The sequence below is a fragment of the Pseudorhizobium xiangyangii genome, assembly GCF_020531965.1.
GTDB lineage: Bacteria > Pseudomonadota > Alphaproteobacteria > Rhizobiales > Rhizobiaceae > Neorhizobium > Neorhizobium xiangyangii.
Window position 1 is genome coordinate 61,634 of record NZ_JAJAWH010000009.1, and the last position, 13,530, is coordinate 75,163.

14 protein-coding genes are annotated in these 13,530 nt (G+C 63.8%); 7 read left to right on the forward strand and 7 right to left on the reverse strand.

The features are described from left to right. Window positions 1-5: 5 nt before the first annotated feature. A complete protein-coding gene (locus tag LH464_RS09840) occupies window positions 6-866 on the reverse strand; it encodes a LysR substrate-binding domain-containing protein (RefSeq protein ID WP_226786205.1) in 861 nt (286 codons plus the stop codon). A 118-nt stretch (window positions 867-984) separates the two neighbouring features. Between LH464_RS09840 and LH464_RS09845 the strand changes: the two genes are divergently transcribed. Both LH464_RS09845 and LH464_RS09850 read left to right on the forward strand, forming a co-directional pair. Next, on the forward strand, window positions 985-1,386 hold the full coding sequence (locus tag LH464_RS09845) for a tautomerase family protein (protein ID WP_226786206.1): 402 nt from the start codon (window positions 985-987) through the stop codon (window positions 1,384-1,386). A gap of 71 nt (window positions 1,387-1,457) precedes the next feature. After that, window positions 1,458-1,805: a DUF1491 family protein gene (locus tag LH464_RS09850; RefSeq protein WP_226786207.1), complete on the forward strand. Its 348-nt coding sequence runs from the start codon at window positions 1,458-1,460 to the stop codon at window positions 1,803-1,805. Between the two features lie 6 nt (window positions 1,806-1,811). Here the strand turns inward: LH464_RS09850 and LH464_RS09855 are convergent, their stop codons facing one another. After that, window positions 1,812-2,825 carry a DUF2336 domain-containing protein gene (locus LH464_RS09855; RefSeq protein WP_226786208.1) on the reverse strand — a complete coding sequence of 338 codons (1,014 nt, stop codon included), beginning with the start codon at window positions 2,823-2,825 and terminating at the stop codon, window positions 1,812-1,814. Window positions 2,826-3,412: 587 nt separating this feature from the next. Here LH464_RS09855 and LH464_RS09860 point away from each other — a divergent pair. Next, on the forward strand, window positions 3,413-3,601 hold the full coding sequence (locus LH464_RS09860) for a hypothetical protein (protein ID WP_226786209.1): 189 nt from the start codon (window positions 3,413-3,415) through the stop codon (window positions 3,599-3,601). Between the two features lie 36 nt (window positions 3,602-3,637). Here LH464_RS09860 and LH464_RS09865 read toward each other — a convergent pair whose 3' ends face one another. The 3 genes from LH464_RS09865 to LH464_RS09875 all read right to left on the reverse strand — a co-directional run bounded on the left by LH464_RS09865 (window position 3,638) and on the right by LH464_RS09875 (window position 7,181). After that, window positions 3,638-4,201, reverse strand: coding sequence for a DUF1254 domain-containing protein (locus LH464_RS09865; RefSeq protein ID WP_226786210.1), 564 nt, complete (start codon window positions 4,199-4,201; stop codon window positions 3,638-3,640). Further along, a complete protein-coding gene (locus LH464_RS09870) occupies window positions 4,194-4,781 on the reverse strand; it encodes a DUF1214 domain-containing protein (protein ID WP_226786211.1) in 588 nt (195 codons plus the stop codon). Before LH464_RS09870 ends, LH464_RS09865 begins: the two co-directional genes overlap by 8 nt. Before the next feature lie 195 nt (window positions 4,782-4,976). Then, window positions 4,977-7,181 (reverse strand): transglycosylase domain-containing protein, encoded by a 2,205-nt coding sequence (locus tag LH464_RS09875; protein ID WP_226786212.1) that lies wholly within the window; start codon window positions 7,179-7,181, stop codon window positions 4,977-4,979. 147 nt (window positions 7,182-7,328) lie between these two features. Here LH464_RS09875 and LH464_RS09880 point away from each other — a divergent pair, with 147 nt between their 5' ends. Next, window positions 7,329-7,808 (forward strand): YcgN family cysteine cluster protein, encoded by a 480-nt coding sequence (locus LH464_RS09880; RefSeq protein ID WP_226786213.1) that lies wholly within the window; start codon window positions 7,329-7,331, stop codon window positions 7,806-7,808. Window positions 7,809-7,892: 84 nt separating this feature from the next. Here the strand turns inward: LH464_RS09880 and LH464_RS09885 are convergent, their stop codons facing one another. Beyond that, complete coding sequence (locus LH464_RS09885; protein ID WP_226786214.1) at window positions 7,893-9,059, reverse strand: acyl-CoA dehydrogenase family protein; 1,167 nt, start codon at window positions 9,057-9,059, stop codon at window positions 7,893-7,895. Window positions 9,060-9,247: 188 nt separating this feature from the next. Here LH464_RS09885 and LH464_RS09890 point away from each other — a divergent pair, with 188 nt between their 5' ends. Beyond that, window positions 9,248-9,940 (forward strand): winged helix-turn-helix transcriptional regulator, encoded by a 693-nt coding sequence (locus LH464_RS09890; protein ID WP_226786215.1) that lies wholly within the window; start codon window positions 9,248-9,250, stop codon window positions 9,938-9,940. Window positions 9,941-9,943: 3 nt separating this feature from the next. On the opposite strand, the gene LH464_RS09895 is transcribed toward LH464_RS09890, so the two are convergent. Then, entirely contained in the window at window positions 9,944-10,600 is a 657-nt protein-coding gene (locus LH464_RS09895; RefSeq protein WP_226786216.1) for a dihydrofolate reductase family protein, read from the reverse strand. Between the two features lie 145 nt (window positions 10,601-10,745). On the opposite strand from LH464_RS09895, the gene LH464_RS09900 reads away from it, so the two are divergent. Together LH464_RS09900 and cueR are read left to right on the forward strand one after the other, a co-directional pair. Continuing rightward, window positions 10,746-13,070 (forward strand): heavy metal translocating P-type ATPase, encoded by a 2,325-nt coding sequence (locus LH464_RS09900; protein WP_226786217.1) that lies wholly within the window; start codon window positions 10,746-10,748, stop codon window positions 13,068-13,070. Then, window positions 13,067-13,522: a Cu(I)-responsive transcriptional regulator gene (gene cueR, locus LH464_RS09905; RefSeq protein WP_226786218.1), complete on the forward strand. Its 456-nt coding sequence runs from the start codon at window positions 13,067-13,069 to the stop codon at window positions 13,520-13,522. Before LH464_RS09900 ends, cueR begins: the two co-directional genes overlap by 4 nt. Window positions 13,523-13,530: the final 8 nt, after the last annotated feature.

Genomic DNA, 13,530 nt, shown 5'->3' on the forward strand with positions numbered 1-13,530 from the left:
GACCGTCACCCCACCGCCCCCAGCAGCAGCGTCCGCAGTTCGGCGACCGGCGGTTCCGGTCGATCCCGCGACGTGTGCAATGCAAGCTCCAGCGTGCCGAGCGGCGGCAGGCCAGCTTCCTTCGGATCGAGTATTCGCAAATAGGGCGGAACGGCCTCCGCCACGCGCGGCGTCACGCCAAGGCCTGCGTTCACCGCGGCCCACAGACCGGCGAGGCTTGGGCTGGCAAAGGCATGCCGCCATGCAATTCCTTCCCTTTCGAGCGCATCGACCGCAGCCTTGCGAAAGCTGCAGGGCGCCTCGATGGCAACAAGCGGCAGAGGCTCAGAGGGATCGCGGGTGAAACCCTGCGGGCCGATCCAGACGGCATGCCGCGTCGCGATGACGTCGCATGCCTGCCGCTCCTGCCGTCCCCATGTCAGTGCGATATCCAGCTCCCCCTTGTCGACCGCCGCGGCAAGCGAATTGCCGCGATCAACCCGGGCCTCGATCCGCACCTTGGGATGCATCCGCGAGAACCGGCCGAGCAGGGCCGGCAGCCAGGTCTCGGCGAAGTCCTGTGGAACGCCGATCCGCACCCAGCCGTCGAGCCTCGTGATGCTCCTCACCGCTGCCCGCGCCTCGTCGTTCAGGTCAAGGATCCGCCGCGCATAGCCGAGCAGGATTTCTCCGGCTTCGGTCAACACAAGGCCACGCCCGCTCTTCTGCACCAGGCGCTCGCCCACCTGCTCCTCCAGCTTTCGAAGCTGCAGGCTGATCGCCGAGGGGGATCGTCCCAGCCGGTCGGCCGCCTTGGCGAAACTGCCGAGCTCCATGCCGACCGAGAAGGTCCGCAACGTATCCATGTCCAGGTTGGTCGGGATCATAATCGTTCGTTTCTGCAAAACTGTTGGTTTGGAACTTCTCGTTTTTCAAAATGATGATGCGGTCGGATACTCGGCCCGTCAATAGACTTGTCAGCCACATATCCCGAAGGAGATCGCCATGCCTTTCATTCGCGTCACCATCGCAGGCGCCGAAATCGATGCCGCCGCAGTCCGTCGTCTGCAGGAGGGGACCACGGACCTGATGAATGCCGTCATGCGCAAGCGCCGCGAGGTCACCGCCGTGCTTGTCGACGTCGTCCCGCTGACCGGCTGGACGATCGGTGCCGAACCGGTCCCGGTTGCAGCCAATGTGGAGGCGAATGTGTCGGAGGGAACAAATTCCCATGCGGAGAAGAGCCGCTTCGTGCAGCAGATGAATAGCCTGCTGAAGGAGGTTCTGGGGCCGGACGTGCCGCTGGCGACATATGTCATCGTCCGGGAGGTCCACGAAACGGCCTGGGGTTATGGTGGCGTTACGCAGGAGCATCGGCGCACCACCGCCAAGGTGGCCGCCGCCTGACTGCCTGACCGACTGTCGACTGCCGGCGCGCGGGATTTGCGTGGATGCGTCTTTCGGGGTAGGTGCGGTTCATGCGCATCCGATCCGACTTCTACGTTTCCGCCCTGACCCGCCGCGTCTTCTCGGCGGGAGGCTTTGCGGCCGTTGAGAAGAAGGGGGCGGACGAGGCGGGGGCCATCTTCATCCGCCAGCGCTTCCGCGACGGCACCGAAACGCTCTACGGGCCGGCGCCGCAGTCCATGTTCGAGGAAATGGGCGAGGCGTATGACCGCCGCTTCGAAAAACGCCTGGATCGCGCCGAGCCCGACATGACCGCGGAGCATCTTGAACGGGAACTGCGGTTCGACCGCGATCTCTGGGTGCTGGAACTGGAGACCGACGAGTTGGGCGATCTCTTCCCCGTGGTCGATGCCGGCTGATTGGCGTCAGCCGCGGCTGCGCAGGATACGTCCGGCTCCGGGGGAAACTGCAGCAGCCTCGCCGTCCGTGCCTGCTGCCGGTTCGGCAAACTCGCTTTCGCGCGTCGTGTAGCTGTCGGCCCGCCGCCAGGCTTCCACGCGCCGGCCGCATTCGTCGGCATGAAGCGAATTCCACAGAAACTGGCCGCGGGTGACCCCATTGGTCTCATGGTCCAGATGCGAATAGAAGCGCTGCAGCACATAGAGCGCTTCCGTCTCCTCCATGCCCAGCGCCTTCAGCGTGGTGGCGAGCTGCTGGCCCGAAATGTCGAGCATGATCCGCTCCGCCAGCCAGTGACTTGCAGACAGGCTGTCGGCCAGCACGGCCGCAAACATCGCGCCCTCGCGGTTGCGGGCAAAGCGGACGAGCAGTGCATCCTGGATGGGCGAGAGCGTCCGCAGGCCCAGCCGGTCGTCGCTGGAGCGGTGGACATGGCTGGCGAGCGCCTTGATGCGCTGGCGAAGTTCATCCTCGCGCCACCGACGCTCCGCCTCCTGGGCGGCCGCGGCCGATGGTGATGCTGGCTCGGAATGATGTTCCGCCTTCTCCTGCGGTCCCGCCACCGGCAGGTCGTGACGCAGGCTGACTAGCGCATCCACGACTTTCGGCGAGAGGTTCTCGCGGCGCACGATGGCGCGCACATGAGCGGCCCCTTGTGTCCGGGCGACGGCGATCAGCGTGTCGTCATCGAGACAGGGAGAGGAGGTAAGGAAGGGCGCGGCGATCGCGATCGGCTGGCTGGCGATGAAGAAGGTGACGGCGTTCGGCACCTTCGGGCATTGGGAAAGCGCGGCGACTGCCTGACGGCGTGCCTCATCGCTCGATGCGCTGTACAAGGGTCCGAACAATTCTGCGAATTGTCTCAGTTCGGAGCGCGATGGATGGGGCATGCTCTCGAAACTGGTCACTGTGGCCATCAGAACCACATCCTTCCTACGCATGGCCGAGGGCCTTTCAAGATCTCGAAACTGGTCCGTCACGGCCACACTCACGTCAACGCAATACACACTCGCGGCAGCACACCACGTAAGGACACGAAACAACCTTTCCTGCGACCGGGATCTCGGGAAAGGATCGTGCCTGGAGGAGAAAACCTGAAACGGGAAGGCGCATGCCTCCTGCCCGCCGGCCTGACCCTCATGGTAAACCAGATGGTATGCTGCCACGGTTAATGGGGGATGAAGATGCGCCGTTGCGGCACGCCCGCAATGCCGCATGAGCCGCCCTGGTGTGAACATTTTGCCACTTCCAGCGTTTTAGGCGGTGCCACGGGCCATGCAGACGGTAAGGAACCGTTAGCTTTAACGAATGGTTTACCAGTTATTGCCTCAATGCATTCCGTACCGCATCGGAATGGCTGAGATTCGGCAGGCCAAAGTGCCTGCGTCAGGTTTCCGGGGCTGTCCGGCCAGGATAGGTCGCAATGCCGAAATGTCGCTGTGCCTCAGGGGAGGCTGCACCGACGAGAAAGGCGCGGATGCCCAGCCAGCTGGGAATGCGTCGGCCCGCTAAAGGGCAGGGTGAAATCGAACCGCTTCATCCGTCTCGAACGACCAGGGAGACGAGCATGGCAGAAATAGTGATACTGGACACGTGGCGTGACAAACAGGGCCGGCGGCCCGAGATCCGCATTGGCGAGCCGGCGGATGCCGGGTCCGCGCAGCTTCTGATGTTTACCGGCATCAGGTACGAGCGGCTGGAGCCGATGCCGTCAAAGCACGGTCGCAACACGACGATGCTTTTCGAACAGAACTAGCGGATACCACGCGGTCGAGGGGTTGAACTCGCCGCCCTATAGCTGCTGGCTTTGCCGCCATTCGAAGGGCGCGCATATCGCCTCGGAGAGGAATGCGGAAGCGCCCGGCGCAAAGCTTCCCTGCGGAACCATCGTCCGCAATACCACGTAGCCGTCGGCTTGCTGCGTCTCCACCAGAATGGATTGGTCGATCGGCTCCGGCAGCGCCTTCCTGAGCAGCGTCAGCTGCGCCGGCGTCGCGAGAACCATATCGAGAATGCCCGCAGCCGATGTCCGGTCGTTGATGCTGAAGACTTCGTTGGACGCCGCGTCAAAGATGGCGAGGGACCAGAACGGCACTTTCCCCTGCGCATAGACGCGGATCGGCCCCTGCGAAATGTCGTAGGCGCAAACCGAGACCTCCATGAAGGGATCGTCCTGCATCAGGCCGGCGCGGTCGCGCACGTCCGGGAGCCGGTAGAAGGTGTGGCGGCTACCCTCCGCGAGCACGCGCGTGTAGGCGTCCTTTTCGCTGAAATAGGGAAGCGCCAGTATGATCACCAGATGCAACAGCGCAGCGCCCACAAGCCCGGTAATGATCGCGAAGAGAACCTTAAGCATCGCCGCATCCAGTCTTCTGGATGCTCGGCATCGAAAGATCGATCAGGCCGGAACTGCCCGCGGCAGGCGTATCGAGAAGCGTCAGCTTCAGGCGGAAGCGGCCGTCAGGCCGGATTGCCAGCCAGTTGGCGGGTTTGGCCTCGGCCGAGATCTCGATGTCGAACGTGCCGTCCGCCTTGCGCAGGATGGATCGCGAATTGAGCGCCACCGGCAGGTCCTGGCCGCGCACGCGGCTGCTCGCGGCTGCTCCATCCGTGTAGAGCGTCCACAGACGGGCAGGCGGTGTATGGCCTGAAATCCGGTAGGTGCAGTCGCCCCTCAGCGTGGCCCCGGCGCTATCCACCGTTGCGGTGAACTGCAGGCCCTCGGCGCTGGCATAAAGCAGGGCGCCCGCACTCGCGCGGTGCGATTTGGCATAGGGATCGGCTTCCGCCGTCTGGGCGTTCGGAAAGGCTTCCCACGGGCCAAGCCGGATCGCGCCGAAGCCGGTGGTCGCCTCAAGCGCCCTAAGCGTCGACCAGATGCCGCCTCCGAAGGCGATCGCAAGGGCAATGGCGACAAGGAAAGGTACACGAAACACGAAAGGCTTGCCCTCAAGGATTGCTGCCGAGGGTTAGCATTGATTCTTCCGAAAAGGAACGGCGAAGCGGCGCTTTGTCGGGCAGTTTGGTCTTAGCGATGGTTCATCGGGTGTTGGCTTCAGGAGCGACGACCGGGAGTGCCGCGCCGGCACCGACGCGGGAACGGTCGTCGCTGTCCCTGTAAACGATCACTGTCACTGGCCCGTCGTGAGGGAGCCCGTCACCGTCGCATCCGCAATCTTCCCCTTGGCGATGGAAAGCGGTGCGGCAGTCTTCAGGCTGTCGGCGATCCTGCGCAGCACGCGCGTGGATTCGGCCGACATGGAGCGGGGCCGGACAAGCGGCGGAAGCGCTTCCTCGGTTCCGTCCTGCTTGGCGGCCACCACCGGTTCCTTCTTCGCGCTCGCGGGGAAGGGGTTCTCGATGCCCGGGATTGCCTTCAGCTCGATACCCTGATGCGCGTAATCCATCAGCTTCTTGAACGTCATGGCTGGCAGCGAGCCACCGGTCATCTCGTTCATCGGCGTGAAGTCGTCGTTACCGAACCAAACCGCCGTGGTGTAGTTGCCGGTAAAGCCGACGAACCAGGCATCGCGATAGCTCTGCGAGGTTCCCGTCTTGCCGCCTGTCAGAACGCCGTCGACGGCCGCGCGCCGTGCTGTGCCGTTATAGGGAATGTTGGTGAGGATGCGGTTCATCGAGGAAACCGCCTGCTCCGAAAGCACGCGCCGTGGCGGCGCCTCGTCCCGCTGGAAATCGAAGAGAACGTCGCCGCCGTAGCTCACCACCTGCGCAATGCCATGGCGTCGCGACTGCACGCCGCCGGCCGGCATCACCGCGTACGCGGTCGCCTGGTCGAGGACGGTCACTTCGGATGTGCCGAGCGGGATCGTCTTGTCGGTGCGAAGCGGCGTTTCGATGCCCATGTCCTTGGCAAGTTGCGCGATCCGCTCGGTTCCGAGCTCGTCCTTGGCGAGGCGAACGGGCACGGTATTGTAGGATTGCGACATGGCGGTCATCAGCGTGACCTTGCCCTTGTAGGAGCGGCCGTAGTTCTGCGGCGACCAGCCGCGCCATGTGACCGGAGCGTCGGATATGACCGATTCCGGGGTGAAACCCTTCTCCATGGCGGCGGCATAGGTATAGAGCTTGAACGACGAGCCCGGCTGGCGTAGCGCGCGGGTGGCGCGGTTGAACTGGCTCTCGCCGTAATCCCGGCCGCCGACCATGGCGCGCACGGAGCCGCCGTTCTCGATCATCACCATGGCGCCCTGCTTGGCGCGGTAGCTTTCGCCGTACTCGCGAAGGCTGGATTCCATGGCGGCTTCCGCGGCCTGCTGCAGGCCCATGTCGATCGTTGTTCGCACGATGACAGAGTGCTCGTTGAACCTTCCGGCCCTGGCAAGCCGCTGGACCTCGTCGAATGCCCAGTCGAGGAAGAAGTCCGGCGCCTTGGCATCGGCCCGGTCGATGACGGTTGCCGGGTTGCGCCGGGCGCCGATGACCTGGCCCTCGGTCATCATCCCGCCCTGGACGATGTTCGAGAGAACTTCGTTGGCGCGGGCGCGCGCCGCCGGCAGGTTGACATGCGGCGCGTATTTGGCCGGTGCCTTGAACAGGCCCGCCAGCATGGCGGATTCCGCAAGGTTCACCTCGGTTATGTTCTTGCCGAAGTAGAACTGCGCTGCCGCCGCCGCGCCGAATGTGCCGCCGCCCATGTAGGCGCGGTCGAGGTAGAGCGAGAGGATTTCCTTCTTGGACAGGTTGGCCTCGAGCCATAGCGCCAGGAAGGCTTCCTTGATCTTGCGCTCGATCGAGCGCTCGTTGGTCAGGAACAGGTTCTTGGCAAGCTGCTGCGTCAGCGTCGAGCCACCCTGCACGACGCCGCCGGCCTTGGCATTCTCGTTCATGGCGCGGGCAAGGCCCAGGAAGTCGATGCCGAAATGGGAGAAGAAGCGACGGTCTTCCGTGCCCAGGACCGCCTTGATCAGGTGGTCCGGCAATTCGTCTACGGGCACGGAATCCTCGTGGATGATTCCGCGGTGGCCGATCGTGTTTCCGTAGCGGTCGAGGAAGGTTACGGCGAAATCGCCACGATTGCGCCAATCTTCCTTGGTTTCCTCAAAGGCCGGCAATGCCAGTGCAAGCAGGACGACCGAACCGGCCGTGCCGAGGGTCATGGCTTCGCCGGCAACTTCGAAAACGGCCTTTTTCCAGCCGCGGACGCGAAATTTACGCGAAAATATGGTAATCTCTTCCCATATCTCGCCGAGCCGGAAGCCGAGGTTCCAGACGGTGGAATCGATCCAGGAGTCGATGCGGAGCAGCATATGCCGCTTGTGCGGCCGCTCTTCCCTTTGTTTTGGATCGTCCTGCACCTGATACCCCCGATCGATCATGCCGGTCGCTTGACGCCGCCATCTTGAGCGGCCAGAGCTGCGGGCATAGGTAATCAGCAATAGCTGATGAAGTGTTTATTGACGATAGCAGAATAGCAACAAGGCGAAGTCGCGGAGCACCCAATGATCCCCGATACGGAAATGTGAATGACGGAACGACCTTTCTGGAAGACGAAGACGCTTGCCGAGATGAACCAGACGGAGTGGGAAAGCCTCTGCGACGGCTGCGGGCTCTGTTGTCTCAACAAGCTCGAGGACTGGGACACCGGCGCCGTCGTCTTTACATCGGTCCGCTGTCGCCTGATGGACGGCACGAGCTGTCGCTGTACCGATTACGAAAACCGCCAGGCAACCGTGGCCGAATGCATCCAGCTGACACCGGAAACCGTTGACGACATCGCCTGGCTGCCGCCGACCTGCGGCTACCGCCTCATCAACGAGGGGCACGACCTCTACTGGTGGCACCACCTCGTCTCCGGTGATCCGGAAACGGTTCATATTGCCGGCATTTCCGCCCGCGGGCACGAGACCGCCTGCGAGACGGACGTCGATATCGAGGACTTCGAGGACTATATCGTCGACTGGCCGTGGAGGGCCGGGGAAGAGACCGAGAAGGTGCCGAGTTAAGTCCCGGAAGGGAAGGTTTGCGGAGCCATTGGCGACCCCGCAATCCTCCTGCGACCTAGGTCATGCGCAGATTGCGCATAGGCCCTAGAAGATGTTGGCGACAGGCCGGCCGAGCGCCATCGCGCCGGTGTATTGCGCTTGCGGCCCCGACTGTAGCGGATGGAAGCGTGCTCCCTGGACGTCGCGGAAGCGGCGCTCCAGTCCGGTCGACCGGTAGAAGGACGCGCCGCCGACGAGTTCCATGGCGAGTTCCGTCGCTTCGATGGCGTGACGCCCGACAAGCGTGCGGCCGATCATCACCTCGTTGACGCTTTCGGCGGACGGCGCATTGCGCATGGCGACGTCCACCATGAAGCGGTGGGCAAGCTGCGCTGCGCGAAGTGCCGTATCCATCCGGCCGGCAAGCGCCGTCGTGTGATCCGACGGCGGGCGTTTGCGGGCGGCTTCCACGGCAATGTCGCGGGCGCTTTCAGCCACGCCGAGATAAACCGCATAGATCAGCGGGAAGGCGAGCGTGGAGATGACCTGGAACACCGGATGCCATTCGCCGCTCTTGCGCGAGAAGGCGACGTTTGCGTCCGGGATGAACAGGTTCTCGATGACCACGTCATTGGAGCCTGTGCCCCGCATGCCGAGCGTGTGCCAGGTATCGTCGATGTTCACTTCCGGCGCCTTCATGGGCACGCCGAAATGGATGACGGACCGTGTGCCGTCATTGGCGTCGTGGATCGCCCCGGTCATCAGGATGTTGCCGGCTTCCGCGCCGGACGTGAAGACCTTCCGGGCGTTGATCCGGTAGCCGCCTTCCACCTTCTCGGCCTTGCCGGATCCGCCGATCCAGTCCGATCCGCCGCTGGACAGCAGCACCAGCCGTTCGGCCGCGATACGCTTCAGAAGCGGTTCGACGACGGTGACGTTCTGGTGGCGCCAGCGCCATGCCGGGATCACCACCTGATGGGTATGCATGGCGAAGGCGAGCGCGGTGGAGCCGCAGGCACGGGCGATGATGCGAAGCATCTCTGCCAGTTCGGGCAGTTCCGCGCCGCCGCCGCCGAGTTCTATCGGCACCCCAGCCTCGACCAGGCCGGCATCCTTCAGGAGAGCATAGTTCTCGCGCACGAAATTGTCGGTTTCATCTGCAGCCGCGGCGCGCTCCGCAATGATGGGGCTAAGGGATTTTGCGATCTCGACGACGTTGAGATCCCCCACCGCTGCGTTCGGTTGCGCCATGGTTTCTGCCAGGCCTTGCATGTCGTTTCCTCCTCTCGACATTGAGAATGCCTGCAGTGTGCGCCTGATCGCGGATCTGCTCCAGTTCAGGAACTGTACTGCCCCCGGCCCACGTCTGCTCCTGCGCCGGCCTCCGGTTGCCCCCGCATTGTCGGGCTGGGAGACCTGGACTATGATGGAAACGGGCTGGGCCTTGAGAGTGTGGGGCCATGCAGGAACGTGGTGGTTACGGGCAGTTCTGCCCGGTGTCGATGGCATCGGAAATACTCTGCTCAAGGTGGACGACGCTCGTCCTCCGCGAGCTTCTGTGCGGCTCGACGCGCTTCAACGATCTGAGGCGCGGCGTCCCGAAAATGTCGCCCACGCTCCTTTCCAAGCGGTTGAAGGAACTCGAAAAGGCAGGCGTCATCACCGTCCGGCGGCTTTCGGGCGGCGCCACCGAATACAGCCTGTCGCAATCCGGCGAGGAGCTTCGCCCGCTGATCATGGGTCTGGGAAACTGGGCGCAGCGCTGGATGGAATCCCGGCTGTCGCTTAAGAACCTCGATCCCTCGCTGCTGATGTGGGACATGCATCGCAATCTCGACGTCAGCCACCTGCCGATGCAGCGCTGCACGATACAGTTTCTGTATCCCGAACTTTCGGCCGGGCAGAAACGTTGGTGGCTGGTGATCGAGAACGGCCGCGTGGACCTCTGCAATTTCGATCCCGGCCACGAACTCGACCTTGTCATCCGCAGTTCGCTTCGTGCGATGACCGCGATCTGGATGGGGCTGACGACGGTGCGCGAGGAGACGAACGGCGGGGAACTCGATGTCGAGGGCGACCCGGCCATTGCCCGCAACGTCCAGGCCTGGCTGGGACTGAGCAAGTTCGCGCCCGTCGAGCGCATGGTGGGCTAGCGCCTATGTCAGCTTGCGTCGGCGCTCCAGTTCCGCTTCGCTCGGCTCCCGGGATGCGAAGGAGCCGGTCACGACCGGGCCGTCCGGCCGATACTGATTGAGGACAATGCCGGAGCCGGAGGCGACAGAGCGGATGAGCTTCATCGTCTGAGGCATCGCCCCGTCGCGAAACAGTGTCTTGCCGCGACCGAGCACCAGCGGAAACACCCACATATAGAGTTCGTCGACCAGCCCATGCCTGAAAAGCGTCTGTAGGAAATCGGCGGAGCCCTGGGTCAGGAGCATCGGCCCGTCCTCCTGTTTGAGCCTGCGGAGTGCTTCCACCACGTCCGCGCCGAGCGTGCGGCTGTTGTGCCAGTCGAGCGCCATGTCCGGTTTGCCTGTGGCGACGTATTTTCTCGCCCGGTTGAACGCCGAGCCGATCGAACCGTCCCCCTCATGGGGCCAGTAGGCGGCGAAGATGTCATAGGTCTTGCGGCCGAGAAGCAGGTCGAACGGTTGTGCGAAAAGAGCGTCCAGCGCCTCGTTCATCGTCTCGTCGAACAGCGGCCAGATCCAGCCGCCGTGCTCGAAGCCGCCCGTTGGGTCCTCGTCGGGCCCGCCCGGAGCCTGCATCACGCCGTCGAGGCTGATGAAGGCACTCACCACGATCTTTCTCATGTCTTCCTCCATGTTTGAGGCGTCGACTGGTTCGAGGACGCGGCGCATCGCGACAATCCGACACGCCACGCAAAATTTCTCGCCCATCGCCTTGACCTTCCCATGATGGGAAGGTCCACATACATGCGGAACAAAGGATTCCGCCATGAACCAGACCGTCAAACCCGCCGCCATCGAGCCGATCAGCATTCCCGTCGAAGGGATGACCTGCGCGTCCTGCGTGCGCCGGGTCGAAACCGCTGCCGCCAAGGTTCCGGGTGTCACGGCGAGTTCGGTGAATTTTGCCACAAGGAAGCTGACCATCGAGCCGGGTGAAGGCTTTTCGCCCGCGGCGCTGACGGCCGCGATCGAGAAGGTCGGCTATGAGGTGCCGCCGGATGCCTTGCAACGGGCGCTGAAAGATGCGGGCTATGTCTCCGCCGACGAGACGCAGACCCACCATCATCAGGAGCAAGCCTCCCACGACCATTCCGCCCACATGCATGGCGATGCGACGCTGAAGCGCGATTTCGTCGTCGCCTTCGTGCTGACCCTGCCGCTCTTCGTGCTGGAAATGGGCAGCCACGTCTACGATCCGATGCATCACTGGTTGATGGAAGCGGTTCCAACACAGAACCTCTATTATGCCTATTTCCTGGCGGCGACGGTGGTCATCTTCGGGCCGGGCCTGCGCTTCCTGAAAAAAGGCCTGCCGGCGCTCTTCCGCGGCGCGCCGGAGATGAACTCGCTGGTCGCCGTCGGCGTGCTCGCCGCTTACGGCTATTCGCTCGTCGCCACGTTTGCGCCGGACCTCCTGCCGGAGAACGCACGCTACGTCTATTACGAGGCGGCGACCGTCATCGTCACGCTGATCCTCTTCGGCCGCCTGCTCGAGGCCCGTGCCAGCGGTCGGGCGAGCCAGGCGATCTCCAAGCTTGCCAGCCTGCAGGCGAAGACGGCGCGCGTCGAACGCGATGGTCGCACCGTCGATATCCCGACAGAGGACGTGGTGGCCGGCGATGTCGTCGTCATCCGTCCGGGCGAGCGTATCCCGGTCGACGGCACGGTCCTCGACGGAGCGTCGCATGTGGATGAATCGATGATCTCCGGCGAGCCGATCCCGGTCGAGAAAGGCGAGGGCGCCACGGTCGTCGGCGGCACCATCAACAATACCGGTTCCTTCCGTTTCCGCGCGGAGAAGGTCGGCCGCGACACCATGCTGGCGCAGATCATCCGCATGGTCGAGCAGGCTCAAGGGGCAAAACTACCCATCCAGACCATGGTCGACAAGGTGACCGGCTGGTTCGTACCGGCGGTGATCGGGCTTGCCATCCTCACGTTCCTCGTCTGGCTGGTCCTGGGTCCGTCGCTCAGCCACGCGGTGGTCGCGGCCGTCGCCGTCCTCATCATCGCATGCCCCTGCGCCATGGGGCTCGCTGTGCCGACCTCGATCATGGTCGGCTCGGGCCGCGCCGCCGAACTCGGCGTGCTCTTCCGCAAGGGTGATGCCCTGCAGGAGCTTCGCGCGGTGGACATGGTCGTTTTCGACAAGACCGGCACGATCACCAAGGGCAAGCCGGAACTGACCGATCTGGTCACGGCGGAAGGCTTCGCCGAAGAGGATGTGCTGTCCCTGGTCGCTTCGGTCGAGGCACTGTCCGAACATCCGACGGGAGACGCCATCGTCCGCGCCGCCGAGGCAAGGGGCATCGCACGTCACCAGCCGAAGGATTTCCGTGGTCTCGCCGGCTACGGCATCGAGGCCACGGTGGAGGGGCACGCCGTCGCCGTCGGCTCCGACCGGTTGATGGAAAGGCTCGGGCTGGATGTCTCGGCCTTCGCAGCAGCGGTCGACCGGCTGGCGGAAGAGGCGAAGTCGCCGGTCTACGCGGCAATCGACGGCAGGCTTGCGGCGGTGATTGCCGTCGCAGACGAATTGAAGCCGCAGAGCATCGACGCCATCCGCGGGCTGCATGGTCTCGGGCTGGAGGTTGCCATCGTCAGCGGCGACAGGAAAAAGACGGTGGAAGCCATCGGTCGCCGGGTCGGCATCGACCGTGTCTTTGCCGAGGTGCTTCCCGAAGGCAAGGTCGAGGCGCTGCATGCGCTTCGCGCCGGAGGCCGCAAGATCGCCTTCGTCGGCGACGGCATCAACGATGCGCCGGCGCTCGCCGAGGCCGATGTCGGCATCGCTGTCGGCACCGGCACGGACGTCGCGATCGAAAGCGCCGATGTGGTGCTGTCGGGCGGCTCGCTTGCCGGCGTTGCCGATGCGATCGCGGTCAGCCGTGCGACGATCCGCAACATCGGACAGAACCTGTTCTGGGCCTTCGGCTACAACGTGGCGCTGATCCCGGTCGCCGCCGGTGTGCTCTATCCGACCTTCGGCATCCAGCTGTCGCCGATGATCGCGGCCGGCGCCATGGCCTTTTCCAGCGTCTTCGTGGTGGCTAATGCGCTCAGGTTGAAAACCGTCAAGGTGATACGATGAACATAGGACAGGCTTCGGAAGCCTCGGGTGTTTCCGCCAAGATGATCCGCTATTACGAGGAAATCGGGCTGATCCGCCCGATGGGTCGCACCGGCAACAACTACCGGGTCTATGGCGACGAGGAGGTGCATGTGCTGCGCTTCATCAAGCGGGCCCGCAATCTCGGCTTCTCGCTGGAGGAGACCGAAACGCTGCTGAAACTCTGGCAGGACAAGGATCGCACCAGCGCCGCCGTCAAGGATGTGGCACAGGCGCATATAGGCGACCTGGAACGGCGGATTGCCGAAATGCAGGGCATGGTGAAGACGCTGAAGCATCTCGCCCATTGCTGCGGCGGCGACCACCGGCCGAACTGCCCGATCCTCGACGATCTGGCCGGCGAGGCGCCTGCCGTCCCTGTGAAGACTGCCCCTGTGAAAACCGGCCCTGTGAAAACCGGCACCTCCGCCTAGACAACAAA